Source organism: Kitasatospora sp. NPDC088160 (genome assembly GCF_044741445.1).
In the GTDB taxonomy this organism is placed as follows: Bacteria; Actinomycetota; Actinomycetes; order Streptomycetales; family Streptomycetaceae; genus Kitasatospora.
The window spans coordinates 240,952-264,091 of the sequence record NZ_JBIUSS010000004.1 but is presented as its reverse complement, the minus strand read 5'-3'; the positions used below and the strand labels follow the sequence as shown (position 1 = coordinate 264,091).

General features: G+C 68.2%; 31 protein-coding genes. 27 read left to right on the top strand and 4 right to left on the bottom strand.

From position 1 onward, the window contains the following. Positions 1 to 361: 361 nt before the first annotated feature. From ACIOGZ_RS08055 to ACIOGZ_RS08025, 7 genes are read left to right on the top strand one after another with little or no spacing between them, the layout of a single operon-like run. Positions 362 to 3,874 (top strand): hypothetical protein, encoded by a 3,513-nt coding sequence (locus ACIOGZ_RS08055; protein WP_400985252.1) that lies wholly within the window; start codon positions 362 to 364, stop codon positions 3,872 to 3,874. 4 nt (positions 3,875 to 3,878) lie between these two features. Continuing rightward, entirely contained in the window at positions 3,879 to 4,724 is an 846-nt protein-coding gene (locus ACIOGZ_RS08050) for a phage tail family protein (RefSeq protein WP_400985250.1), read from the top strand. Continuing rightward, complete coding sequence (locus ACIOGZ_RS08045) at positions 4,725 to 6,641, top strand: siphovirus ReqiPepy6 Gp37-like family protein (protein WP_400985248.1); 1,917 nt, start codon at positions 4,725 to 4,727, stop codon at positions 6,639 to 6,641. A 24-nt stretch (positions 6,642 to 6,665) separates the two neighbouring features. Continuing rightward, on the top strand, positions 6,666 to 7,982 hold the full coding sequence (locus ACIOGZ_RS08040) for a tail fiber domain-containing protein (protein ID WP_400985246.1): 1,317 nt from the start codon (positions 6,666 to 6,668) through the stop codon (positions 7,980 to 7,982). Further along, positions 7,979 to 8,296 carry a DUF2746 domain-containing protein gene (locus ACIOGZ_RS08035; RefSeq protein ID WP_400985244.1) on the top strand — a complete coding sequence of 106 codons (318 nt, stop codon included), beginning with the start codon at positions 7,979 to 7,981 and terminating at the stop codon, positions 8,294 to 8,296. The genes ACIOGZ_RS08040 and ACIOGZ_RS08035 overlap by 4 nt, the downstream gene beginning before the upstream one ends. Before the next feature lie 17 nt (positions 8,297 to 8,313). Then, positions 8,314 to 9,153, top strand: a complete 840-nt coding sequence (locus ACIOGZ_RS08030) for an N-acetylmuramoyl-L-alanine amidase (protein ID WP_400985242.1) — start codon at positions 8,314 to 8,316, stop codon at positions 9,151 to 9,153. Continuing rightward, entirely contained in the window at positions 9,150 to 9,365 is a 216-nt protein-coding gene (locus tag ACIOGZ_RS08025; RefSeq protein WP_400985241.1) for a hypothetical protein, read from the top strand. Before ACIOGZ_RS08030 ends, ACIOGZ_RS08025 begins: the two co-directional genes overlap by 4 nt. Positions 9,366 to 9,417: 52 nt before the next feature. On the opposite strand, the gene ACIOGZ_RS08020 is transcribed toward ACIOGZ_RS08025, so the two are convergent. Further along, positions 9,418 to 9,726 (bottom strand): hypothetical protein, encoded by a 309-nt coding sequence (locus ACIOGZ_RS08020; protein WP_400985239.1) that lies wholly within the window; start codon positions 9,724 to 9,726, stop codon positions 9,418 to 9,420. A 107-nt stretch (positions 9,727 to 9,833) separates the two neighbouring features. Between ACIOGZ_RS08020 and ACIOGZ_RS08015 the strand changes: the two genes are divergently transcribed. The 17 genes from ACIOGZ_RS08015 to ACIOGZ_RS07935 all read left to right on the top strand — a co-directional run bounded on the left by ACIOGZ_RS08015 (position 9,834) and on the right by ACIOGZ_RS07935 (position 18,176). Continuing rightward, positions 9,834 to 10,268: a hypothetical protein gene (locus ACIOGZ_RS08015; protein WP_400985237.1), complete on the top strand. Its 435-nt coding sequence runs from the start codon at positions 9,834 to 9,836 to the stop codon at positions 10,266 to 10,268. Between the two features lie 435 nt (positions 10,269 to 10,703). Continuing rightward, on the top strand, positions 10,704 to 10,949 hold the full coding sequence (locus tag ACIOGZ_RS08010; protein ID WP_400985236.1) for a hypothetical protein: 246 nt from the start codon (positions 10,704 to 10,706) through the stop codon (positions 10,947 to 10,949). A 15-nt stretch (positions 10,950 to 10,964) separates the two neighbouring features. Further along, complete coding sequence (locus ACIOGZ_RS08005) at positions 10,965 to 11,888, top strand: hypothetical protein (protein WP_400985234.1); 924 nt, start codon at positions 10,965 to 10,967, stop codon at positions 11,886 to 11,888. A gap of 58 nt (positions 11,889 to 11,946) precedes the next feature. After that, positions 11,947 to 12,366, top strand: a complete 420-nt coding sequence (locus ACIOGZ_RS08000; protein ID WP_400985232.1) for a hypothetical protein — start codon at positions 11,947 to 11,949, stop codon at positions 12,364 to 12,366. Continuing rightward, positions 12,366 to 12,491, top strand: coding sequence for a hypothetical protein (locus tag ACIOGZ_RS07995; protein WP_400985231.1), 126 nt, complete (start codon positions 12,366 to 12,368; stop codon positions 12,489 to 12,491). Before ACIOGZ_RS08000 ends, ACIOGZ_RS07995 begins: the two co-directional genes overlap by 1 nt. Then, positions 12,488 to 12,925: a hypothetical protein gene (locus ACIOGZ_RS07990; RefSeq protein WP_400985229.1), complete on the top strand. Its 438-nt coding sequence runs from the start codon at positions 12,488 to 12,490 to the stop codon at positions 12,923 to 12,925. Before ACIOGZ_RS07995 ends, ACIOGZ_RS07990 begins: the two co-directional genes overlap by 4 nt. Before the next feature lie 66 nt (positions 12,926 to 12,991). Next, entirely contained in the window at positions 12,992 to 13,861 is an 870-nt protein-coding gene (locus tag ACIOGZ_RS07985) for an AAA family ATPase (protein WP_400985228.1), read from the top strand. 12 nt (positions 13,862 to 13,873) lie between these two features. Beyond that, positions 13,874 to 14,266, top strand: a complete 393-nt coding sequence (locus ACIOGZ_RS07980; RefSeq protein ID WP_400985226.1) for a hypothetical protein — start codon at positions 13,874 to 13,876, stop codon at positions 14,264 to 14,266. After that, positions 14,263 to 14,403, top strand: a complete 141-nt coding sequence (locus ACIOGZ_RS07975) for a hypothetical protein (RefSeq protein ID WP_400985225.1) — start codon at positions 14,263 to 14,265, stop codon at positions 14,401 to 14,403. Before ACIOGZ_RS07980 ends, ACIOGZ_RS07975 begins: the two co-directional genes overlap by 4 nt. Continuing rightward, positions 14,400 to 14,801: a CHC2 zinc finger domain-containing protein gene (locus tag ACIOGZ_RS07970; RefSeq protein ID WP_400985223.1), complete on the top strand. Its 402-nt coding sequence runs from the start codon at positions 14,400 to 14,402 to the stop codon at positions 14,799 to 14,801. Before ACIOGZ_RS07975 ends, ACIOGZ_RS07970 begins: the two co-directional genes overlap by 4 nt. A 31-nt stretch (positions 14,802 to 14,832) precedes the next feature. Beyond that, positions 14,833 to 15,300 carry a hypothetical protein gene (locus ACIOGZ_RS07965; protein WP_400985221.1) on the top strand — a complete coding sequence of 156 codons (468 nt, stop codon included), beginning with the start codon at positions 14,833 to 14,835 and terminating at the stop codon, positions 15,298 to 15,300. Further along, complete coding sequence (locus ACIOGZ_RS07960) at positions 15,297 to 15,653, top strand: hypothetical protein (RefSeq protein ID WP_400985219.1); 357 nt, start codon at positions 15,297 to 15,299, stop codon at positions 15,651 to 15,653. The genes ACIOGZ_RS07965 and ACIOGZ_RS07960 overlap by 4 nt, the downstream gene beginning before the upstream one ends. Beyond that, the gene (locus ACIOGZ_RS07955; protein ID WP_400985218.1) at positions 15,650 to 16,030 is read left to right on the top strand and encodes a hypothetical protein; all 381 of its coding nucleotides are present in this window, start codon (positions 15,650 to 15,652) and stop codon (positions 16,028 to 16,030) included. The genes ACIOGZ_RS07960 and ACIOGZ_RS07955 overlap by 4 nt, the downstream gene beginning before the upstream one ends. Continuing rightward, a complete protein-coding gene (locus ACIOGZ_RS07950; protein WP_400985216.1) occupies positions 16,027 to 16,245 on the top strand; it encodes a hypothetical protein in 219 nt (72 codons plus the stop codon). Before ACIOGZ_RS07955 ends, ACIOGZ_RS07950 begins: the two co-directional genes overlap by 4 nt. Continuing rightward, a complete protein-coding gene (locus ACIOGZ_RS07945) occupies positions 16,238 to 17,428 on the top strand; it encodes a hypothetical protein (RefSeq protein ID WP_400985214.1) in 1,191 nt (396 codons plus the stop codon). Before ACIOGZ_RS07950 ends, ACIOGZ_RS07945 begins: the two co-directional genes overlap by 8 nt. Next, positions 17,425 to 17,769, top strand: a complete 345-nt coding sequence (locus ACIOGZ_RS07940) for a hypothetical protein (protein WP_400985212.1) — start codon at positions 17,425 to 17,427, stop codon at positions 17,767 to 17,769. The genes ACIOGZ_RS07945 and ACIOGZ_RS07940 overlap by 4 nt, the downstream gene beginning before the upstream one ends. After that, entirely contained in the window at positions 17,766 to 18,176 is a 411-nt protein-coding gene (locus ACIOGZ_RS07935; protein ID WP_400985210.1) for a hypothetical protein, read from the top strand. Before ACIOGZ_RS07940 ends, ACIOGZ_RS07935 begins: the two co-directional genes overlap by 4 nt. Before the next feature lie 75 nt (positions 18,177 to 18,251). On the opposite strand, the gene ACIOGZ_RS07930 is transcribed toward ACIOGZ_RS07935, so the two are convergent. Both ACIOGZ_RS07930 and ACIOGZ_RS07925 read right to left on the bottom strand, forming a co-directional pair. Beyond that, positions 18,252 to 18,500 carry a DUF397 domain-containing protein gene (locus ACIOGZ_RS07930; protein ID WP_400474576.1) on the bottom strand — a complete coding sequence of 83 codons (249 nt, stop codon included), beginning with the start codon at positions 18,498 to 18,500 and terminating at the stop codon, positions 18,252 to 18,254. Between the two features lies 1 nt (position 18,501). Further along, positions 18,502 to 19,353 carry a helix-turn-helix domain-containing protein gene (locus tag ACIOGZ_RS07925; protein ID WP_400474575.1) on the bottom strand — a complete coding sequence of 284 codons (852 nt, stop codon included), beginning with the start codon at positions 19,351 to 19,353 and terminating at the stop codon, positions 18,502 to 18,504. Between the two features lie 230 nt (positions 19,354 to 19,583). Here ACIOGZ_RS07925 and ACIOGZ_RS07920 point away from each other — a divergent pair, with 230 nt between their 5' ends. From ACIOGZ_RS07920 to ACIOGZ_RS07910, 3 genes are all read left to right on the top strand, one after another. Then, positions 19,584 to 20,132 carry an ATP-binding protein gene (locus tag ACIOGZ_RS07920; protein ID WP_400985208.1) on the top strand — a complete coding sequence of 183 codons (549 nt, stop codon included), beginning with the start codon at positions 19,584 to 19,586 and terminating at the stop codon, positions 20,130 to 20,132. Between the two features lie 511 nt (positions 20,133 to 20,643). Next, positions 20,644 to 21,150: an NUDIX domain-containing protein gene (locus tag ACIOGZ_RS07915; RefSeq protein WP_400985206.1), complete on the top strand. Its 507-nt coding sequence runs from the start codon at positions 20,644 to 20,646 to the stop codon at positions 21,148 to 21,150. Between the two features lie 257 nt (positions 21,151 to 21,407). Continuing rightward, on the top strand, positions 21,408 to 22,355 hold the full coding sequence (locus tag ACIOGZ_RS07910; RefSeq protein ID WP_400985204.1) for a TauD/TfdA family dioxygenase: 948 nt from the start codon (positions 21,408 to 21,410) through the stop codon (positions 22,353 to 22,355). Here the strand turns inward: ACIOGZ_RS07910 and ACIOGZ_RS07905 are convergent. Continuing rightward, complete coding sequence (locus ACIOGZ_RS07905; protein ID WP_400985202.1) at positions 22,352 to 23,125, bottom strand: glycosyltransferase family 2 protein; 774 nt, start codon at positions 23,123 to 23,125, stop codon at positions 22,352 to 22,354. The two genes, ACIOGZ_RS07910 and ACIOGZ_RS07905, sit on opposite strands and share 4 nt — an antisense overlap. Positions 23,126 to 23,140: the final 15 nt, after the last annotated feature.

The window sequence follows — 23,140 nt, the reverse complement described above, 5'->3', positions numbered from 1 at the left end:
CGCGGACCTGCTGTTCCACTTCGGCGTCGACCTCGCCGACGTGATCGCGGGCCGCGGGCCCTCGCCCGCACTCGTCCTCGCCCTGGTGCAGAGGCTCCCAGACACCTCGCTCACCGCCGCACTCGCGGCCGGCGGCCGGCACCTCCTCGGGTGGGGCCAGGACCGCCACCTGATCGCCGACCTCTACGACGCGGTCAACGTCAACACCCGGGCCACCGGCCAGTGGGGCAGGGGCAAAGCCCCGAAGATCCCGCCGTGGCCCCGTCCCGCCTCGAAGGCACCCGACAAGTCTACGGGCTCCAGGCCTCCGGTCACCGTCGCGGCCATCTACCAGCAGCTCACCGGAAGGTAGGAGGTGGGGATGGCTCAGACCCAGGTCGTCGGCCGCGTGGCCGTCAAGGTCATGCCGGACACCTCCGACACGAAGGAGGAGGCCCGGGCACAGCTCGAACGGATCGAGCGCCAGCTCAAGCTCACCGTCGCCACGAAGGTCGATATGTCGGGAGCGAGCCGGGAGTTCATCTCCGAGCTCCGCAAGATCAACGCACGGAACCGGCAGGCCGACGCCCGCAAGATCCGCTTCTACACGACGATCTCGACGGACGGGATGGCCACCGCCGTCCGCAACGCGGCCCGTGAGCTCCAGTACCGGGCCAACGGCCAGAAGGTCCGGTTCGAGGTCGACGACCTCAAGGCCGCCGGCCGGATCGAGCTGGAGCTCGACGAGCGATCCGCGGACAAGGCCAAGCGCAAGCTCAAGGACTGGGCCGACGACGTCTCCCCGTTGAAGGTCAAGGTAGAACCCGACATCGCCAACGGCTCCGGGGCCCTGCTCTCCGCGCGCCTCCAGGTGCTCACCCGGCCGCGCACCGTCCCGATCCTGCCCGAGCTCGACAACAGCGCGGTCACCAAAGTCGCAACCGCGCTGGCCGCGTTGAGCGGCGCCCGGGTCCTGAACAACATGTTCGAGCGGCTCAGCAACACGCTGAAGAACCTCGACAAGAGCGTGCCGATCATCGGCTCGCTGGCGCTGGCAATCGCCGGCCTCGCCGGGTGGGGCCTCTCGGCCGCCTCGAACCTGGCCGCCCTGTCCGCGTCACTGGCGCAGATCGGCGCAAGTTCCCTTCTCCTGCCGGGACTTCTCGGCGGGATGGCGGTCGGCCTCGGCGTCACCGTCGCAGCCTTCCGCGACTTCAACAAGGTCCTCCCGGAGGTCAAGGGCCAGCTCTCGGGCCTCCAGGACACGATCAGCGCCAAGTTCTGGGCCAAGGCCGCGGAGCCGATCCGCGCGATGGTCGACGAGCTCCTCCCGGAGTTCACGGCCGGCGTCGCCAGGACGGCCGACCAGCTCGGCGGCTTCTTCGGCGGTCTGGCCACCGGCCTCAAGGGCGCGCTCGACCCCGCGCTGAACCAGATGTTCGTCGACCTCGCGGGGTCGATCGACATCGCCACGGGCGGCACCAGCGCCTTCGCGAACATCATTGCCGTCCTCGGCAAGGTCGGCACGAGCTACTTGCCCGCGCTCGCGCAGTGGTTCGTCGACATCTCGGAACGCTTCTCCGCGTTCCTCACCGCCTCCGAGGGCGACGACCGGCTCAAGGGGTGGATCGACGGAGGGATCCAGTCCCTCCGGGACCTGGGGTCGGTCCTCTCCAACACGGGAGGCATCCTCGCGGGCATCGCCCGCGCTGCGGAGGCAGCCGGCGGCTCCAGCCTCGGCGTGCTGGCCGACACGCTGGAGCGCATCCACGCCGCTGTCGACAGCCCCGGCTTCCAGGCCGGGCTGATCGGCGTCTTCGCCGCAGCCCACGAGGCGATGAACCGGATCGCCACCCAGTCGGGTCCGGCGGTCAAGGCGTTCTTCACCGAGTTCGCGGCGCTTGCAGAAACGATTCTGCCGCAGGTCGGACAGACCATCGGGACGGCGCTCGACGCCGTAGCCTCGGCCCTGGCCCAGCCCGCCGTGACCCAAGGGGTCACGGCGATGTTCACCGGGCTCCAGGCCGCGGTGACCGCTCTGGCGCCCGCCATGGCGCCGGTCGGACAGGCCCTCGGCGCCCTGATGCAGGTCGTCGGTGCGTTCGCGACAATGCTCGGCCCGCTCGTCGCAGCGGCCCTCATCCCGCTGGCGAACGCGTTTACGGCCCTCGCGCCAGCGATCATCCCGATCATCCAGCTCCTGGGCGGCGCCCTCACCGCCGCCATCCAGCAGCTCACACCTTTTTTTGCCCAACTCGTTCCCATAGTAGGCGAGTTGCTCGGCGGCGCCTTCCAGGCGCTGTCGGCCGTCCTGCCCATCGCGGCGGCCCTGTTCGGCCAGATCCTGGCCGCCGTAGCCCCGCTGATCGAGCAGCTCTCCTCCGGGCTCACCCCGATCCTCGCCATCGTGGCCCAGGCCTGGGTCACGATCATGACCGCCCTCCAGCCGGTCATCGCCGTTCTGCTCCAGCTTCTGACGGCGATCCTCACCCCGCTGGTCGGGATCTTCCAGAGCCTCGTCGCCGAGTGCCTGCCGCCCCTGGCGGAGGCCTTCGCGGGGCTGGCGGAGGCCACGAAGCCGCTGCTCGAAGCACTGCTGGCGGTCGTCAACGTGCTGATGCCCGTCCTCGCGCCGGCCATCGAGTTCGTCGCGAAGATGCTCGTCGACACCCTGATCACCGCGATCCATGCCGTCGAGAACATCTTCCGGGGCACGGTCGACGTGATCATGGGCATCTGGAACACCTTCGCCGGCCTGTTCACCGGCGACTGGGGCCGGATGTGGGAGGGCATCAAGCAGTTCTTCCAGGGCATCTGGGAGCTGATCAAGGGCATCTTCGATGCGGTCCTCGTCCTCGCGATGGGCGGCATCCTCAAGAAGGGGATGGCCCTACTCAAGGGCGGCTGGGAAGCCGCCTGGGGCGCGATCAAGGCATTCGGCGAGGGCATCTGGAACGCCATCAAGGGTGGCGCCCAGTTCTTCATATCCGGCGTCAAGGGGTTCATCGACGACGGCCTCCGGTGGATCAAGTCCCTCTGGGAAACCGCCTGGAACGGCATCTCGAACTTCTGCTCCAGTGCCTGGAACGGCATCGGCGAAGCAGTGAAGGCAGGCGTCTCCTCGGCGGTCGGCTTCGTCAAAGAGCTCCCCGGCAAGGCCATTGAGGCCCTGAGCAACATCGGCTCGACCCTGCTCAACGCGGGCAAGCAGCTGATCGAGGGCCTGATCAACGGCATCAAGTCGAAGTTCGACTCGGTCAAGTCCACCCTGTCGGACCTGACCAGCAAGCTCACCGACTGGAAGGGCCCGCCGAAGAAGGACCGCATCCTGCTCCGGGGCGCCGGCCGCATCATCATCCGCGGCCTGGTCTCCGGCCTGGAGTCCGAGTACGGTACCGTCCGCAGTTCGCTCGCGGACCTCACCGGCACGATTCCCCGCACCGACCTGCCCACCTCGGCAATGTACGCGCACGGCGCCTCGCTCGGCGAGAGCCTGGCCCAGGGCCTGGCGAGCCAGCAGGGCGCCATCGAGTCCCAGATGACGTCCATCTCCGACTCGATGGTGAAGCGGGTCCGGACCGACCTCGGCATTCACTCCCCCTCGCGGGTCTTCACCAAGCTCGGCGGCTTCGTCGGTCTCGGCTTCGCCCGAGGCATCTCAGGCGAATCCGACCGGGTAGTTAAGGCCGTGGGCGCGATCACTTCACGCCCCAGCGCCGCGGACTACTCCCGCACCGCTCGCGCCGCCTCGGCGGCCGTCGCCAACGGGCTCGGCACGAACACCGGCGGCGCCGTCACGCGGGTCCTCAACTACTACGCAGCTCCGGGCAGTTCGGTCTCCTCGGAAGAGGACCTGTTCGCCGCGGCAAGCCGTGCACGGATGGTGGGGTGGTGAGCTCTTGACCACTCTCATCCTGGAGAGCGATTTTGACGACCTGAACCTCAACGAGGTCGCGGAGACCGGGTACGGCATCCAGGCCGTGGCCGGGGCGACCGGCCTCGGCCTGCCTCCGGTTACCGTGCAGTGGCTCGAAGGCGCCGGCGACGGTTCCCGGTACCGCAACAAGCGGGTCCTCGGCCGCGATATCGACCTCCCCCTCGACATCGTCGGCCGGGACCGCGCCCACTTGCGGGAGCTCATCGGACGCCTGGCCCGGATGATGACCGGCGAGTGCACGCTCGCCCTGATCGAGGACGACGGCAGCCGCTGGACTACCAAGGTCCACCGCGTCGGCGGCGGCGAGTACACCCTCTCCGGCGCCCTGGACGTCCAGACCGCGATCACCCTGCGGGCCGGCGACCCCTACTTCACGGCCTCGGCGGTCACCACCCAGACCGTCAAGGGCGACGCCGGCACCCGCAGCTTCCTGTCCGATCTGGTGGCACTGCCCGTTGCCGCCAGCCAGGCCATCGGCACGATCCTCCTCCCGAACGACGGAGACGTGCCCGCGTACCCCGTCTGGGAGGTGACCGGACCCGGCCGTGATCTCCATGTCGTCTCGGCGAACGGGGAGGCGCTGCGCTGGAACGGCACCCTGGCGGCCGACGAGAAGCTGATCATTGACTGCCGGGAAGCCACGGTCGTGGACGGCAAGGGCGTCAACCGGTACGCGAACCTGGCGCCCGCGCCCCGTTTCTGGGTCGTCCCGCCCGGCACCAGTACTGCCAGGGCAGAGCTGCTCGACACGACGGCCGCGTCCCAAATCTCCTGCTCCTGGCGGGCCCGACGCTGGATGGTGATCTGATTGAAACTCAGCGACCTCACCGTGGAGGTGCGGGACCGCAACCTGGCCCGCCTCGGGCTCATCAGGCCGGAGGATCTCTCCCTGGAGCTCCACGACGTCTTCAACAACGTCGGCACCTGGAAGCTGACCCTGCCCCTGGAACACCCCCTCGCCACCGCACTGCGCGCGCCGGGCGCCGGGCTGATCGTCACCGGACCGGACGACGTACTGATGTCCGGTCCGGTGACGAGGCCCGAGTACGCGGCCACTCCCGAGGACCAGCGCGGCAGCGTCGTCTTCGAGGGCGTCTCCGACACCGTCGCCCTGGCCGACATGCTCGCCTGGCCGGAGCCATCCAACCCGGACGCGTCCACGCAGAAGGCCGGCCACGACATCCGCACCGGACCGGCTGAGACGATCATGCACGACTTCGTCAACGCCAACTGCGGCCAGTACGCGCCAGCCCCCCGGCGCAAGGCCGGGCTCTACATGGGCGGGAGCCAGGGTCGGGGCCCGACCATCACCAAGGCCGCCCGGTTCCCGGTCCTGGGCGACCTGCTCACCGAGATCGCCACCGTCGCGAACCTCGGGTTCAGGATCGTCCAGCGCGGTGACCGACTCGTCTTCGAGACGTACGCCGTGACCGACCGCTCCAGGGAGATCCGCCTCGACGTGGAGGCAGGCACCCTCGCCGGACAGCGGGTCACGGTCACCCCTCCGGGCGTCACCCGCGTGCTGGTCGCTGGCCAAGGAGACCTGGAGGCCCGCACGATCGTCGCCGTCGACAACGACGCCTCGACCGCCGCAGAGGCCGACTGGGGCCGCCGGATCGAGCGGTTCGTCGACCAACGCCAGACCTCCGACCCGGAAGAACTCCGGCAGGCAGGCACCGAGGCGCTCGCCGATGCCGGGTACACAGGGACCTCCGTACAGGCCATCCCCGTGGCGGACAGCTCAATGCGGCTGGGAATCGACTGGGGAATGGGCGACCAGGTCACCGTCGTCGTCGGCGGCCAGGAGATGACCTCCACCGTGACCGGCCTGCTGATCAAGGCGGACGAACAGGGTTTCCAGGCCGGAGCACTAATCGGCGACCCGACCGGCCTCAACCCCGACGCCGCCAACAGGCAGCAGGCCCAGAACACCGAGCTGCGCGTGTCCGCGTTGGAGCGCAAGGCCGAGGCGGCACCCGCCGGAGCCCGGATGCTGGAGCTCGGCGCCCGCAAGCAGACGGACCACCCCTCCACCTACCCGGAGGGCGAGTCCTGCTTCTATCTCACCAACACCGTGAGCACCGAGGGCGGCTGGGACTTCGGCGGCAAGTGGGGCTTCGTCACCACTCGCAAATGGCAGGGCAATGACGTCCGGCAGTGGTGGAGCATGGTGCACTCGCCCACCAGCCCGCACCAGGAATGGGTGCGCGGAGGCAACAACAGCGGCTGGGGCCCGTGGCGCCGGGTGGCCTTCGAAGACAAGACGCCCCGCGGAATCGTGACCATCAAGATCCTGGAGGACACGCCGCACGTCGGCGACACCAGGACCCTCGTCTACACCCACACCTTCACCGCGGAGGCCAAGCGGGTCTACCGCGTAGGCCTGCGGATCGCCTTCGTGGACGGCGACGGCACCGGGGACTCCTCGGTACGGCAGGCGAAGCAGCAGGCCGTCACCTCCGTGCGCTGGGACGCCGGCACGACCATCACCGCCGACACCGGGAAGGTGGTCGGCGAGTTCAACGTGCCGGTCTTCAACGACGACACGCAGACGGCGGCCAGCCTGTCCACCGACTTCTACATCAACAACGCCCCGGCCGGACCGGTCACCCTCGGCGTCACGCTTCGAACTCGGCTGCCCTCCGCGTCCTACGGGAAGGTCCGCTTCCTGGTCGGTACCCAGTCCGAGCTGATCCTGGCGGACGAAGGCGGAGCGGTGTTCTGACCGGCAGAAAGGACCCACCACCTCTTGGCCATCACCTCCTACCCCTTCGACGGTCAGGCCGCGAGCGAGAGCCAGTACTCCTACCTCTTCCGCGAACTCCAGGACTCCGGGGTCGCGGCCTCCGCCGACTCGACCGCATTCCGCGTCACGGCGGACAGCACCGGCATGAACGTGAAGGTCGCCCCCGGCTTCGCCCTGGTGCGCGGCCACGCGATCCTGTCCACCGCCGTCGAGACCATCACGATGCCGGCCGCCGACGCCGCGAGCCGGGTCGACCGCGTCGTCCTCCGGCTCGACCCGGCCGCGAACGAGATCACCATCAGCGTGGTGAAGGGAACGCCAGGATCGGGCACCCCGGCGCTCACCCAGACCGACACCGGGGTCTACGAGATCCCCCTGGCCACCGTCGCCGTCTTCGCCTCCGGCACGACCATCGCAGCCGCCCAGGTAATGGACGCCCGCCAGTACGTCGGCACCCACGTGGGCGCCTGGACCGCGCTCACCCGGCCGGCAACCCCCCGTCTTGGCACCCTCGGGCTCAACCGGACGAGCGGCACCTGGGAGTACTGGAGCGGCTCGGCCTGGACGACCCTGGCCCCGGCCGTCACCTGGGGCACCATCATTGAGAAGCCCGCCGTCTTCACCCCCGCCCCGCACGGTCACTCCTGGAGCGAGATCTCCGACAAGCCCGGCAACTACCCGCCAGCCTCGCATGCGCACTCGTGGGACCAGATCCAGGGCAAGCCGAACGACTTCCCCGCGACCTGGCACCAGCATTGGTGGGACCAGCTCCTCGGCGTACCGGGGCAGTTCCCGCCCACCGACCACGCACATTGGTGGGACCAGATCCTCGGTCGACCGGGCCAGTTCCCACCCACCGACCACTGGCACGGCCAGTACCTGGAGTCGTGGGGCACGATCAACCGTGCCAACGGGAGCGACCGTCCGCACTCCTACGGACCGACGGGCAGCACGTGGTACGCGGTCTGGGTGGACGGAAACCACAACTTCTGCCGGAACACCTCCTCGATCCGGTTCAAGGAGAACGTCCGGGACATCGAGATCGACCCAGCGAACGTCCTCGCCCTTCGCCCGCGGATCTACGACCGCAAGCCAACCGTCAACGACGAGGGCAAGCACATCGAAGGCCGACGCGACGAGGTCGGTCTGATCGCCGAGGAGGTCGACGCGACCCTCCCCGAGATCGTCGTGCGCGACGAAGAGGGCCGGATCGACAGCGTCCGCTACGACCTCCTCGGCCTCGCGCTACTGCCCGTCGTACAGGATCAGGAGCGCCGGATCAGGGAGCTGGAGAAGCGCCTGGAGGGCCCAACCGCTTGATCGAGCCCGCCGTCCAGGTGGCCCTCGTGTCGGCCGGCGGCGCCATCACCGCCGCCCTGGCCGGCGTCTTGGTCGAACTCGTGCGCCGCCAGAGCAGCACGGTTGCCGAGGTCCGCGAACAAGTTGCGAACTCACACGGCACCAACCTTCGCGACGACGTCGACCACGTCATCGACCGCCTCGACCTCGTCCTCGACGGCCAGCAGCGCCACAGCGCCGAGCTGGCCGACCTGCGCCGTGAGATCGCTCACGAGCGAACCGAGCGCCTCGCCGTTGCCGAGCGACTCGATTCCCACCTGCAAACACCCAACTGACCACCGCCCGACGCTCCTTGGAGCGGACCGGGAAGTACCAGCCCCCGAGCGCCCGGCGCCGGGGGCTTCCCATTGCCTGGAGGCACAGACTGAGCGCCAACATCATCTCGCGCGGCTCCTGGGGCGCGAAGCCGTGGAACGGCACCCCCAACAACGTTGCGCAGTCCGAGCGCACCGAGTTCTACGTCCACTACGACGGCGGCGACCCGGTCGGCCGGACGGGCAACGCCGTCCCGCAGGCGATCGAGCGCGAGCATCTCGGAAACGGGTGGGCCGGCATCGGCTACAACTTCGTCGTCGACCAGGACGGCGCGATCTACGAGGGCCGCGGCTGGAACCTCCAGGGCGCCCACTGCCCGGGGCACAACCGCTCCGCGTTCGGCGTGCAGATCGCGATCGGCGGCGACCAGGCGCCCTCGGCCGCAGCTCTCAACGCCGCCCGCGCCCTGTACGACGAGACGTGTGCACGGGCCGGCCGATCGCTGGCGAAGCGGGGCCACAAGGACGGATTCGCCACCCTCTGCCCCGGCCCGAAGCTGTACTCCTGGGTGCAGGCCGGCATGCCCGCCCCGGGCGGCGGCGGTAACGGTGGTGGCGGTGGCGCCCTGGTCGCGCTGGCGGCCGGGGTGAAGCCGGGCGTCCGACACCCCCAGGTACGCGAGCTCCAGGAGTTGCTGCTCAAGGCGGGCTACGGTCCGATCCCCGGCGCGGTGACCGACTACTACGGCCCCGCCACCCAGAACGCCGTCGCCCGGTTCCATGACCGGCACCAGGATCTCAAGTCCCGGGGCGTCTCCAAGGACTACGCGATCGGAGCACGAGGATGGGCCCTGCTCCAGAAGGAGGCCGGCCGATGAGCAAGCTGAAGACGCCGGGCTTCAAGCCCGTCACCCTCGTGAGCCTGCTGCCGGTACGGTACCGCTCCCGTGCGGGCGCAGTGCTCGCTCTGATCGGCGTCATCGTGTCGGCCCTGGCCGTTGCGTATGCCGACCGCCCTGAGATCGCGCTGGCGGTACAGATCCTGACCGCGCTGGGTGTGGTCGCGCCGGACGAGTCCGACCCCACGTAAGGCCCAGGCCCCACCGAACCTCCGCCGGTTCGGTGGGGCCCTTTCTTCATGCTCACGACTGGCGGCGGAGCGCCTCGATCTCTTCCACTGTCATGACCTTCGCCCCGCGACGAGTCGCTCCCGAGGCCACTTTCTTCGCCGGAGCAGCCTTCTTCACCCTCGCGGTCGAGCGGGCGGGCTTCGTCGGCGACTCCCCGACGCGCTCGCCCGTGGCCATCAGCCTCTCGATCGGTCCGGCGTCCTCCTCGCAGAGGTCGACCCTCAGGTTTCGACCTCCTTCAGCAATAGTGTAACTTCGTACCGCACGGTCGGTTTTTTCGCACATGTTGCAGACCCGGACGGTGATCGTCTTCTCTACCACTGGACGTCCCCTTCGCTTGACGTGTTCAACTCTTGCATGCCATCGTAGAGGTTCAATGACGGCTGCAACATTGGCCGCGAGGGGGATTGATTCGGGAAGGGGATTACATGCCCGCCAAGAGTCTGGTGCAGGACAAGCAGGAGGCTATTCGCTGGCTGGTCGACGAAGACCGGGACTACAAGTGGATGGTCGCGAAGTACCTGGAAAAGTACAACATTGAGACGACCGTCTCAATGTGGGCTTCATTCCGATCCCGCAGCGGATTGCCGCGCAAGATCGCCAGGGGCGAGGAACTCATTCCCTGGACAGTGAAAAAGGAGCACCGCTGGGCTTACCCGGTGATTATGCTTCGGTTCGAATCCAGACGGCGCGAAGGCCGCGATCTCAGCGAGGTTGACCAGGGGCGCCTGGATTCCTGGAAAAAGATGCTGAAGGACGACGGACTCGTCGTTCACTATGTCCCTGACACAGACGATGGCTTTTTCTATGTTCCCCGAGAGGAACAAGACACTGACCTCATCCGAGCCCCTCGAAACAATTAGACATCAGGTGACAGCGACACCAGGCAGGGGCCCGCAGGGGCCCCTTCTCTGTTGCCCCGCACCTGCGCCCCAGGCTGAAACCGATCGCCTGGGGCGTCGTCGTATCCGTATTCGTCTGACATGCCACACCGACCGCCCCTGCCGTAGCGGGACACGGTCGATACGAGGGTCTCGGGCTTCTGACCAGGCTGGATGAACACGACGACTAGTCTTGCAGAGCCCACTGACAACAGCCACCGGATTCCCGGCGACACCCGGGCTACCGTATGGCCGGCCAGCCATACATGACCGACTTCATGCCCCTCCCCCCACCCGTGAGTCATCTGTCACATTGCGATAAGTTGACCTTTGCTTAACGCAACGTACAATTTCGAACTACCGAGTAGTTCGCGCTGGGCACGAGTGTGCCCAGCGAAAGGGGAGAGGAGCCTGCGCATGCAGCGCAGCCACCTGGCGGAAGATCCCGCCATGAAGTCGAAAAATGGTGGCGTTTGGCTCCACATCGACAACGACCTTCTCGACTTCCATGTGACGGTTGATCCGCGACACGCGATTGACGATCTTCGATTCGTGCTCGACCTTGCCAAGAGCTGGGGGCTCGGTCTTCTTGACCAGGACGAGTGTGAACCGGAGATCCTGGGCGGCGACCGAATCCGGCTCTACTTGAAGACTCTGATCTGACCATAAGGAACAGGATTGACACTGCACCTCACCGGCCTCCCGGCAAACCGAGAAGTTCCGCGCGACGGGCGGGGACGGCCCCTCGTCGTACCGAAGACCGGCGGCCGGCCTCGCGGCCTCACCCGGACGACGACCCACATCGACTGCATCGAGGACAAGTCGGCCTTGACGGCCTGGGGCAAGCGGATGACCCTGCTCGGCGCCTCGCGCCAGCCATCCCTACTCACCGGACTGCAAGAGTTGGACCCGGCAGGCCGCGAGGGAAGGGCCGCGCTCGATGCCGCCGCCGAGGCCGCGGTGAACATCGCTGGAGCCAACGACCGGCGCGAGCGGGGCACCCACCTGCACACGCTGAGCGAGTACGTCGACCGGGGCGAGGAGCTGCCCTCGCGAGCCTCCGCTGCCGACCTCGCGGACATGGCGGCCTACAAGGTGGCGACCATGGCCTTCGACGTGGTCGCGGTCGAGCAGTTCGTCGTGATCGACGAACTCGGCACAGCCGGCACCGCCGACCGGATCCTGCGTTACGACGGCCCCGGGCCCGATGGCCGCCCCATCGACGGTCTGGTGATCGGCGACCTCAAGACGGGCAGCAGCATGGCGTACGGCGCCCTGAAGGCGGCTTCGCAGCTCGCCATCTACAGCCGGGGCGAGCTGTACGACCACGCAGCCTTCCCCGTGGACCAGCGGGACCGCAAGTCCTTCGAGGCGTGGAAGCGTACGACGTTCTCGCCTTCCGCAGCCTCAGCCGCGTACAGCCCGCTCCCAGGCGTCAACCAGGACTGGGGCGTCATCATCCACCTGCCGGCCGGGCAGGCGCACTGCACGCTGTACTGGGCGGACCTGCGGCTCGGCTGGGAGGCGGCACGGCTCGCCCTCGACATCCGCGGCATGCGGGCGCGCAGGGGTGCCCTAACCGAGTTTCCTTCTGCGGCCTGATTGAGATAGTGTAACTAGCAGCGGGGCGCGAGCCCCACGTGAGAGGAGGGGTGCACCCATGGCCGACGAGGGCCGCATCACCGTGACCATCAAGTATGGCAAGAGCCTCGACGACAGTTGGGCCGTGTTTCGCGGCTCGGCAGAACAGGTCGAACAGGATATAGCCTCTTTTTTTGGGCTTAATTGCGAGAGTGTAACTAATCTGAGCCTGAGCGAGCTGGTCGTCGAGGCCACACAGGCAGCCCAGAGTACGGCGGCGATCGTTCGCGGCCTGGGTGCCCGGATCATCCCGCAACCCGCATCGGGCCCCACGCCCCCGCAGGACACCGCCACCGGAGGCCTGCTGGAGCAGATCGAGCGGTGCGCGAGCACCGACGCCCTGAAGGCGCTCTGGGCCACCAACCAGGCCGCCTTCGCCGACCAAGCTGTCATGGATAGCTGGAAGGCCCGGGGCCGGGCGCTGAAGGCAGCTGCCTGATGACCCGCCTCCTCGTCGCCGCGGCCGTCGTGGCGGCCCTTGCGGTCGGCGTGCTGACCGTCCCCCTGAACACCACCAACCCCATCCCCTACGCCGTTCATCGGCAGGCCGGAGATCGCCAGTGACGTTTGCCCTCAACAACCTCCCGACCGCTAACGGCGGTTGGTTCAAGGCCGCCGAACAGAAGGACGCGGTAGCGATCCTCCTGGAGGTCTCTGGCTTCGAGCGGCAGAGGCCCACCCCCAACGGTCCGAAGGACAGTGCCATCGCTGACGTGACCGTGTTCAAGACGCCCGACCAGCTCAAGACCTTCGCCCCCGAGGTCAGCCAGGGCCAGCGGATCGAGCAGACCGTACTCGCCCGGGACCTCGAAGGAGTGGTCGGCAGCGCCGTCTTGGTGACCGTCACCCAGGTCCCGGCCAAGAAGCCGGGCTCGCACCCGGCCTGGGTGTGGAGGCAGGTGACCGACCCCGAGATCAAGAACCGGGTCATCGCGTACGCCGAGCAGCGCGACGCCGCCGTGCAGTCCGCGGTGAGCGACGCGCCCGACTTCGACTGACACCCGGCCGGCAGCAGGGGGCGGCCTCCGCGCCGCCCCCTCCCCTCCCTGATTGGAGCCGTACGAGTGCTCACCCCCGGACGCTCGCTCACCCTGCACGCCGACGCTGGCCGCGAACTCCCCCGTGTTGAGGCCTTCCAGGCCCTCTACAACCTCGGCTGCCGCCCTCGCCAGGGCGAAGTCATCATGATCGCCGGTCGGTCCGGCACCCAGAAGAGCGGGCTCGCCCTGTACTGGGTGGCCCAGATGGGCCTCCCCACGCTCTACTTCTCGGCCGACATGTCGGCCTTTACCGCCTCGTCGCGGCTGGCCTCCATGGCGACCGGGGACACGACCGAGATGGTCTCGGCCGGGATGGCGGCCGGCGGCCGGTACCGGCAGGCGTACCTCGATGCCCTGGCCCACAGCCGGATCACCTTCGCCTTCGGCTCGCCGATCACCTGGCCGGCCGTGGACGAGGAGATCGAGGCGTACGTCGAGTTGTGGGACGACTACCCGCAGGTGCTCGTGTTCGACAACCTGATGGACTTCGAGAACGCGGAGTCCAGCTACGAAGAGCAGATGGCCGTGATGTCCGGCGTCACCGAACTTGCCCGCGCTACCGGGGCGACGGTCATCATCCTGCACCACGCCTCGGACAAGTCGTGGGAGGCCAAGAGCGACCCCTGGGCGCCACCGAGCCGCGATCAGGTCAAGGGCGGCCTCTCCGAGAAGCCCGAACTCTCCCTCTCCGTCGCGCTCGACCCGACTTCGCTGGAGTACCGGATCGCGGTGATCAAGGCCCGTATGGGCCCTTGCGACCCGACCGCACGCCGGTACGCCACCCTGCGTTGCCACCCCGAGAGCACCCGGTTCTCCACGCTAGAGCCGCGCCTCGAACCGATCACCCCGCCTACGTCCCGGCCCTGGTCGCCGCTCGACACCCTGAACAAGTGAGGATTGCAATAGTTGACTGATGTTGCGGCCCGAAACCGCAGGAACCGCAGGCGAGGCTCCAACTGGGAGGCCGAACTCCGTGACGGCCTCCGGGCACACAAGACCGACATCGAGCGCCTGCGGCTCACCGGCGCTGAGGACGAGGGCGATCACGTCGTCCGGCGGCCGGCGCCCGTCCGGCACCGCCCCTTCGTGGTGATCGAGGCCAAGAACGCCAAGCTCGAACCCGCCCAGTTCATCGCCGAAGCCCTCCGCGAACGCGATGCCTTCGCCCGCCGCCGCGGTCTCGACCCCGCCGACGTGGACGCGATCGTCGCGGTACGCCGCCGGGGTGCCAGTTGGCGCCGGGCGTACGTCCTGACCACCGTCGAGGAGTACTTCGACCTCCCCCCGGAGGCGGCGTGACCGTCGATCGCGACGTCCTCGCGGTCGACGCCTTCCTCAACGCCCTCGAAGACCCCGAGTTCGACGCCTGGATGCTCCTCGCCGTCGAAGAGCTCTTCGGGGTCGACATGGCCGACCTGGAGTGGATGCTCCCGTGACCTCCGGCTGGCACGACGACGACCAGAAGCCGTCCCTCGAAGCCGTCTTCGAGCACTACGACGTGGCCTTCAACGACCAGCGGTCGATCGGCATGGCCCCCTGTCCCTTCCACGACGACCGCACCCCGTCCCTCAGCTACAACCTCGACCGGCAGGTCTGGAAGTGCCACTCCTGCGGTGAGGGCGGGGATTCCTACAGCTTGATCATGATGAAGGAGAGCACCGACTTTGCCGGAGCGCGAACCACTGCGGCCTCTCTCGCCCTCGCAACGCGAGATGCTGGAGGAGGCAACGAGCAGCTATCAGGCAGCTCTTACGCCGGACGCCGCACTGTACCTGGCCGATCGAGGGATCGGGCCGGCCGAGGCGGCTACATCCCGGCTTGGCGTCGTCGCTGACCCGCTGCCCGGACACAGCCGGTACCGCGGCATGCTGGCCATCCCCTACCTCGCCCACGACGGCCACCCGCTGACGATCCGTTTCCGTTGCCTGGAAGACCACAACCACCGCGACCACGGGCACGGCAAGTACAACACCCTGCCGGGCGACCCGCCGCGGATGTACGGCGTCGACTCGATTCACGAGGCGGGCGACGAGATCCACCTCATCGAAGGGGAGCTCGACCGAGTCATCGCCCGGAAGATCGGCTGGCACGCGACAGCGGCACCAGGGGCGGAGATGTTCTTCGGCCGACACCGCCGGATGTTCGCCGGGTTCTCCCGGGTGTGGGTCTGGGGCGAACCGGATGACGCGGGCGCCCAGTTCATGGCGAAGGTCTGCCGCGCGCTCCGCTCAGCCAAGGGCATCCGCCTGTACGCCGGAGACATGACCGAGACGTACATGGCCGGCGGCGCCCAGGCCCTCTACGACATCTACGAGAAGGAGCGGTCGAAGTGACCGACACGACCACCAAGCGTCGACCGGCGCGTAAGACCGACCCCACAACCGCCGTCCTGGCCGAGGTGCGCGCCGAGCGCCAGCTCCTGGACGACGAACCCCGACCGCTCGGCGGCGGCCTGCGGCCCGACCGGGCCCGCCTGCACCACCGCCGCGAAGCCGACCGATGGGCCGACATCGCCGTCACCCGCGGACTTGCCGGCCGACCGGGCTGGGACGCCGAGCTCCTGGCCACGCTGAACGCCGCCATCGCCACCTCGGACTCCGTCGTCGCCCGTGCCGGCCTCGTGCAGGTGGCCGCGCTGGCGACGGCCGCCGTCGAGCAGCTCGACCAGGACCGGGTGGCGAGTTGACCCTCTTCGAACTCGCGGACGCCCCGACCTTCGAGGACGACCGCACGGTGATCCACCCTGGCAAGGTCCCGGCAAGCGGCCAGCGACACTGGCTCCTCGTCGAGGACGAGCTGGAGGACGCCCTCAGCATCGAGCACACGGACGACTGCCTCAACCAGTGGGGCGAGATCGGATGCGACGTGGCCTTCCACGCGGAAGATGGCCTCGACCTCTGGTTCCACCAGGCGGACACCGATGAGGGCTACTACGGCTCGATCGGACTCCGGCCCGGCCGCTACCTGATCGAGGCGTGGTCCACCCGTTCCTGGTGCGAGTACTACGGCACCTGGGAGTACGACGGCGGCCTCGGCCTGGTCTACCCGGAGGAGGCCGAGTGAGCGACGTCCTGCCCGGAAAGCCCGGTCCGCGGCTCCAGGCCATCTGGGACACCCTGAGCGGCGCCGAGCGCGAGGCCTTCCTGCGCCACCTCCTACAGGACACCGTGGCCGACGACCTCGTCTGGATGCTCGGCCGGCACGGCCACCGTGTGTCCGCCTCCACCATTCGCACCTACCGGCGCCGTCTGCGCCAGGAAGAGAGCCTGCGTGACTGACACCCTGCTCGACGAACTCCTCTCCAAGCCGGTCGGCCCCTCGTTCCCGCCCCGGTCGGCCGACCCGGAGCGGGACTTCACCCGCCAGATCGAGGTGACCGGCGACGCCGCCGAGGTGACCGTACGCGGCCCGGTGGACACCGTGACCGAGGACGCCGCAACCGCCTACCTGCGAACCCAGGGCCTCGACCCGGCCGACTGGCGGGCCACCGGCTTCCGCAGCTCCGAGTGGACGATGCCGGGTGGCGGCCTCGGCGTCTCCACCAAGTTCGCTTTCACCCGCACCAAGGACCCGGAGACCGAACGTCCGCCGGTGGACGAGCTGCTGGCCGCCGTCGAGACCTACCGGCCGTGGGTGCCCCACGCGCTCACCGGCGGCGACCACACCTTCATCGTCGCCCTCGGCGACATGCAGTTCGGCAAAGTCGACGGTGACGGCGTGTCCGGCACCCTCCAGCGCACGATCGACGGCCTGAACCGGTCCGCAGACCTGCTGGAGCTGTACCGGGGCCGTTTCAGCATCGGCCACGTCCACATCGGGTGGCTCGGAGACCACATCGAAGGGTTCGTCAGCCAGGGTGGGGCGAACACCTGGAGGACCCAGCTCACCCTCAATGAGCAGATCCGCCTCACCCGCCGCGTGATGCTCCACGCCCTCACGACCTTCGCCCCGTTGGCCGAGCGGCTAACCATGGCTGCGGTCCCCGGTAACCACGGTGAGGCCGTTCGGTTCAGCGGCAAGGGTCTGACGCGGTACGACGATTCGCACGACACGGAGTCCCTGATCGCGGTGAAGGACGCCGCCGCTCTGGCCCCCGAGAAGTTCGGGCACGTCGAGTTCTACGTTCCGGACACCGACGAGCTGACCGTGGTCGTTGACTGCTCGGGTACCACCGTGGCCCACGCCCACGGGCACCAGTGGCGTCCTGGCAAGCACTTCGACTGGTGGCGCGGGCAGGCCTTCAACAAGAACTCTGCACTGCATCAGGCCGATCTCCTGTTGGCCGGCCACCTTCACCACGAGCACGTGGACACCGATGGCCCGCGGACCTTCCTCCAGCCGCCCTCGATGGAGTCGGAGTCGACCTGGTGGCGGCACGCGAAGGGCACCACCGGGGCGCCCGGCCTGATGGTGGCGATCACCAAGGACGGCCACACCCCCGTCAAGGAGGTGGTCCGATGATGCATCTCGTAGACCTCGAATCGGTCGAAGCCCCCACGGCAGTCGACTGGTCCGTGCTCTCCGAGCCGCAGGTCGAGAGCGTCGCCCAGGCGATCGCCCGTTCGGTCTCCCGTGACTACGGCCTCACCCTGGAGTACGACGACGCGCTTCAGGAGGGCCGCCTGGTGGCGGCCGAGCGGGCCCCACAGGTCCGACAGGTGCTCTCCGACGGCGGCCCTGGCCTGCTGCATCGCTGGCTCGGCCAGCGGCTTCGGGACCGCTGGCTCACCGAAGCACGACGACGGTCCGGGCACACCTCGTACGAGGCCGCCCGCCTCGGTGTAGAGGGGGCTGAGCGGTGAGCGGGTACGACCGGCGCCTGGTTGAACACCTGCTCCCCGCCGTCTGGGACCGCGAGGCGGCGTACGGGATCCGCAACCCCACCGCGCCCGACGCCGACATGCCCAAAGCCACGGTCGACAAGCGGACGGCCGGCCTGCTGTTCGCCCACCTCGCCGACATCCGGCAGGGGTGGGCGACCGCTCCGCTCTCTCTCGGTGAGCGCCAGGCCCTCCTGCTTCGGTACGGCGCCGACGTTCCGGACGAGGAGGCCGGCACGCTCCAGGGCGTCACCGGTCGGGCCGCCCGCTACCGCTGCGAGCGAGGGGTAGGGAAGATCGCCGCCCACCTGAACGGCGTTGACTACGTGGACGGGTACGACGAGCTACCGGACGTTGATCGGGGCGCTTTCGACCTGTCCACAGACTGAAGCGCACCTTCGGTCGGAAATGCGTTGCCCCCGAGCCGGACCAGATCGACTCGGGGGCAACTGCAAGTTGTGGGCTCAGGGGGCAAGCAGGTCTTCCTGCCCGTCGCGGATGGCCTCCACGTACGCCTCGTACTCCCCGTTCCAGAAGAACAGCACCGGACCGTTCGGGTCGGTGGAGTCCCGCATGGCTGTCCCGAGTCGGCTGCCACCGACGAAGATGGGGGTCACCTCTACACAGGCATTGTCCCCGCTGGTACCGCTCCGCTTCGACTTCGTCCATACGGCCTCGGAGAGGTCGGCGGAGCGAAGGATGCCCTTGTCCATGTCACTTGTCCTTGATCAATTGCTCGATGTGCTGCATTGAGTCCTCCGGCGAGAGTGCGAATCCGGCCAGGTAGTCGTACTGCCGCCGCGCATAGCGAACCGCCTTCGCGTCTTCCGTGAAGGCCTGCCCGCCCGCGACATCCGCTTGCCTCATGCTGGGGTCACTCGGGAAGTCGAAGACGCAGTACGGCGCGGTGGCACTCGCGGCTACCGGAGCCTCCCTCGGAATGATCCGGATGGTGACGTTCGGACGACGGCCCATCGTCAGCAGGTGTTCGAGCTGCTTGCGCATAACGTCGTGCCCGCCGGTGTTCTCCCGGAGGGCGCCGGCGGCCACCAGAGTGTCCAGCACGAGAGGACGGTGGCGAGTGAGCACATCGCCCCGCAGGCGGCGGACCTCAGCCAGCAACTCCGACTGGGCGGCGCCGAACTCCTGCGATTCGAAGCGGAACAAGGCCTGGATGTACTCGGGGATCTGAAGCAGTCCGGGGATGGTGCCGCCACCGTAGACCAGGACCCGTTCGGCGACATCTTCAAGTTCGATGAGCTTGATGAGGTCTTTCGGGAGACCCGGGTACTCCATCCACCACACCGCGACAGCCTCCTGTGCGGTTTGGTAGAGCGCTTCCATCATCGCGTGCGTGGCGTCATCTGCCCCGTAGAGCCTCAGAAGGATGCCCAACTGCTCCTCGGTCGGCCACTGACCACCGCGCTCGATAAACGAGACGAGGTCCCTCGACTTGCCGATCGCCTCGCCCGCCGCCTTCTGGGTCACCCGCGGCCTGGCCTGCTCGCGAAGGGCTTGCATCTGCCGACCGAACGCCCGTCGAGTGCGTGACGCCTGCGGGTTCACGGACAAGGCTCCTCCTCCCGGGGACCTCAGGGCTGTTCCTTGGTGCAGGGTATCGCCCCCCGCCTGGCACATGCCCCTGGGGAGTGATTTCTGGGAGTATTCGCGCGAAGGGCTTGCGCGCGAACTTCGCGCGAAGCCACACTGGGAGAGCACCAAGCGCGTCCAGCCAATGGCGGAGTGTAGTGCGTCCCCCATGGCGCGCAGCCCCTCCGGCAAATCTTGGAGGAGCTGTGCCCATCCAGCTTGACCATCTCCACCTCAGCAGCCTCGTCCGGCTGGTCCGTTCCCGCGACTTCGCAGCCGATCCCAAGGCCGCGGCGCTTGCTCGGGGGTTTGTCCGTCAGTGCTGCGAAGAGATCGGCGAGAGGTCTGACGAAGCCGAGCTTCTGGTTAGCGAACTGGTCACGAACGCGCTGGTGCACGCCGAGACGCCCTGCCGGGTGACCTTCGTCGCGCTGGAGGGGCGTCCCTGGTGGATCGAGGTGAAGGACTGGTCCATCAGGCCCCCGATGCCGCGTAGCGCTACCCCCACCGACCCCGGTGGTCGCGGCTACGAGCTGATGGACAGCCTGTCCCACTGGCACGCCGACGACATTGACCAGCTCAACGGGTCCAAGGTCGTTTGTTTCACACTCAAGGGGGAAGCCGACGATGACTCCAACCACCCTGCCCGAGGAGCCACTTGTACTCCGCCCCTTGGAAGTCAGCTCGGGGCCGAGTTGGAGTGGCAGCCGGATCATTGTCCAGGAAGTAGACCCCTCGGACTCCGGTGGGCTTGATCCCGTCGCGTATCCGATGCGCCTGATCGTACTCGGCATACGCCCCGACCCCGACGGGGTCGAGCCACCTCCCATCCTCGAACTCCGCTTGAGCATCGCACTGTTGAGCGACCTGAAGGCCCAGATCAACGGCGCCCAAATGCGGCAACTCCGCAATTCCCGGACCTCCACCGCGTCCTCGGCGTCCGACAACCACCCCGCCCCGCCGAACTTGGTCGCCCCGATGCTTCGGGCCGACATTCGGTCCAGAGGCATCAAATCGGCCTGAAACAAGCTATCCCCTCCTACAACTCCCGCCGTCGAGGTCGTTGGCGCTGCCCCCTCGACGGCGGGGTTCAAACCCCCATCCGTGGTGCGCGGATGGGGGCCGGCAGGCGGCCACCTCCTTCCGCCTGTCGGCCAGCTCCGAGGGCTGCGTTGGCGGCGAAGGCCCTCGTCGAGCGCGCGTCGCTCCCCGCCGGCCCCCCGGCGGGGAGCGGCTCGACGTCAATTTCGGACAGTTGGAGCACACTTGAGCAACATCGGCATCATGAAGAACCCTCCGGGCAGGCGATTGGGTCAGCAGGCTCTCGTCCTCCGCGTGGACCCGGAGGGGTCGGGCCGGATCGAGGCGCTCATGGTCGATCCCGAGTACATGGACGGGTTTACCCTCCCCGGTGGCAGCGCCGAGCAGGGCGAGCTGCCGCACTTCGCGGCCCGTCGCCACCTCGAAACGGAGACTGGCCTCGTCCTACCCCTCCGGAGCATCCTCGCCGTGGATTACGTGTCCGCAGCGAAGTTCCCGGAGGGAATCGACCTCGTGTACAGCGGCGGGCTGATCAGGCCCGAGCAGAACGAGATCGTTCGCTTGCACCGGCCGCCGAAGGAAATCCGCCGGCTGCACTGGGTGCCCCGATCCAAGGTCGCCACCGTGATGAACGACGGTCAGAGTCGCCGCGTTCAAGACGCCTGGGACTCGTGGGAACACGAAAACCACCTGCCGCTTCTCGTGAACGGCGTTTCGGCTCCGGTCAGTTGACGACCTTCGACGACGAGGCCCAGGAGGGCCTGGAGCAAGCCACCGAAGAGGAGATGTTCGCGGGCCTGGCCTGGGTGCTAGCGCAACCTCCCCTTGGTGAAGCAGATTTCCGCCCTCAGATTGTCTCGGTCAGACGGGCGGAGGCGCCCACAGGAGCGGCGCCATGTAAGACCCCGGCACAACGGCGTGCCGGGGCACCAACCCCCAGGCCCTCCCTCTGGCACTCGCCGGAAGGATGGCCCAGGAGAGGAGTTCACATGTCCTCGTTCGACATCGCGGCGGCACCCAGCAGGCCGGACCCGGCGGACGGCGTCTTCCTCGATCTGCCGGGAGAGCTGGAAGAGGCTCTCGTCGAGATCGGAGGAACGCTCCCCACCTCGACCATGGACGGCACCTTCCTGGCGGCCTCCACGATCGAGCGGTACCGGACCGGGCTGGCCCCGGTCCAGCAGTTCGCCGAGACCATGGCCGCCCTGCGCGCCAAGCTGAGCACCGCGGGTGCCGGCCGTGCCGTGGTGCGCCTGGGGAACGTCGCGCCGGCGCTGGGCGAGGTCCAGTTCCTGCGCCTGGTGACGGCGATCCTCGCCGAAGTTGCCGTCCCGTTCCAGCCCTTGCAGCGGTACGAGCTGTGGAAGCCGATCGGCACCCAGCCCGGCAAGGACCCCAACATGACCAGCGGAACGGGCTACCAGGCGCACCACATCGACCTGGTCAACGCCACGATGCCGCCGGACTACACGGCGCTCCTGTGCGAGCGGCCCGACCCGCTCGGCGGGGGCGCGAGCATCGTGTCCGACGCCCGTGCTGCTGTGGAGCGCCTGACGAAGACCAGCCGCGACCTGCTGGCTGAGCCGGTGTTCACCTACGGCCGGTTCTTCGAGCTGTCCGACGTCGGCGAGGAGTTCCGTCCGTTCCCGGTCCTGGACGGTGAGCCCCACGACCGCGGCTTCGTCCGCTTCACCGGCAAGATGCTCACCCGGTCCGGCATGGACGAGCCGCACGCCAACGCGGCCCGGGAGTTGGCGGCGCAGCTGATCGCCGGGCAGGAGGTTTTCACCCTCAAGGGCGGCGACCTTCTGTTCCTGAACCACCACCGCGTGCTCCACGGCCGCCAGGCGCTCGGCGAAGGACAGCACGACGTGGCACCGGACGATCGCAGGCGGCTCCTTCAGGCGTTCCTGCGGGACAGCGGCCGACCGAGCTAGATCCGCGACTTCCGCACGCTAGCCCACGTCGCACCGGCCAGCGCCCCGACCGACCGGAGTACCGACAACTCTTCGTGTTGACGGTACAACTCCCAGTTGTACGGGACCAATGCCAGTTTGTTGCTGGACAGTGACCCCACGCGGCCGGACCGGTAGACCGCCAGCGGCTCAGACAGCCCCCGCGCCTCAACGCCGTCACGCATGATCGACAGCCACAGAGCGTAGTCCTGCCGCCGCCGCATCTCCGGCATCAGCCGCGTGCCCAGCACCTTCCGGGAGTACATCGCGGTCAAGCACCCGATGTGGTCCTGCACCAGCATCGCCCGATAGTCGACCCGGGCGCGCGCCCGGACCACGCGACCGTTCGGAATGAAATCGGCAGCCTCGCCGGTGTATTCGGCGTCCATCTTGTAGTACGAGGTGTACGTGAGGGGTGCACCGGTGGTGGCTCCCAAGTCGAGCTGCTTCTCCACCTTCCCCGGCAGCCACAGGTCATCGGCGTCCAGGAAGGCGATCCACTCCCCCCGGGCGCGCTCCATCGCAAGGTTGCGTGCCCGGCCCGCACCGCCCTGCTCGGGTGCCGCCTGCGGCAGGACCCGTTCATCCTGCTGGGCAAGCTCCATCAGGAGGCTCCAGGAGTCATCGGTGGACGCGTCGTCGGTGATCAGCACCTCCACGTCGCCGTATGTCTGCGCGAGCACCGACCGAACCGCGGCGCCGACGGTGGAGGCCGAGTTGTGCACCGGCATCACGACAGACACGAGCGGCACAGCTGCTCCTTTACC